General features: G+C 32.1%; 1 protein-coding gene. It reads left to right on the forward strand.

What is annotated here, in order from left to right; genetic code table 11:
* The first annotated feature begins 249 nt into the window (after nt 1-249).
* Complete coding sequence (locus O9332_RS16740) at nt 250-939, forward strand: hypothetical protein (RefSeq protein WP_288026517.1); 690 nt, start codon at nt 250-252, stop codon at nt 937-939.
* Nucleotides 940-1,039: the final 100 nt, after the last annotated feature.

The following is a 1,039-nucleotide window of genomic DNA, read 5'->3' on the forward strand; positions in this document are numbered from 1 at the left end:
ATTTTGCTAATAAACATAGCAAAATTATAGATGATTTCCTGACCTAAGATCACATTTTATTCTTTTTTCCACTTCAATCTAAGAATTGAGAAAAAAGCAAAACCTTATATTATACCATAAAAAAATTATGCAAGAGGTCTAGTTTTAGCTCAAAAATTTGATGGTGAAACTTCTTCTCATAAAGTAAGAGGTAGTAGTTGTGTTAATTTCCGAACGCAACCATCAATAAATGCCAAGATTATTCATTGTTTGAAATCAGGTACTAATATTGACGTTGTTCGGATTCCACCTACAGGAAAGTTTGCCTGGGTTACAGATGAAGCAGATCATCTTTGGTATTTGGTATTTGATCAAGATACTAAACTACAAGGATGGGTCATGCCTGACTGTATTGATATTTTTGAAGAAAAAAGTTCAAAAAATTGCGCTGATTATGGTTCTATTATTCCTACTCCTTATCCACCAGAATCATTGGGGAATATAGATTACTATCAATTTCGCTACGACGATTTTATGAAAAGAAATCCTAGCCAGCAACCACCAGATTATTACTTAGAGTTTGGACATAAATACTTGACTAGATTTATGAATAAAACTTATCCTAATTTGACTAAAAAAGGGCAAGAATTTCTAAAAAATGTCGGGAAATCTTTACAGCAGAAAATGGAAAATAAGTTAAAATCCGATCCTGAATTATTTGCAAAATTAGAGCTTCAATCTGATGACTTTCGTAAGTTTGCCTATGAAACACATCCAGATTCTTATTGTGAATCTGGTTGGAAAGATTTACCAAAATCAGATAAAGATAAAATTATAGAAGCTGTAGATAGACGGGATTTATATGTATCTCAACAAGGGAGAGAGACAGGTGCTAAACTTGTTCAACAGTGTGGTGATAGTAGACCTCCTGCAAAAATAGGAACTGATTATGTAAAATAAAGTAAAACACTCAGAAAAACAATGACTTACGAAAAAGTAAAAAATTTGAATCCAGAAGAGTTTAAACGCTTTTGGGTCGTATATCCTGAAACATTTAAGG

This window comes from Microcystis sp. LE19-10.1B, from assembly GCF_027530565.1.
Classification (GTDB): Bacteria; Cyanobacteriota; Cyanobacteriia; order Cyanobacteriales; family Microcystaceae; genus Microcystis; species Microcystis aeruginosa.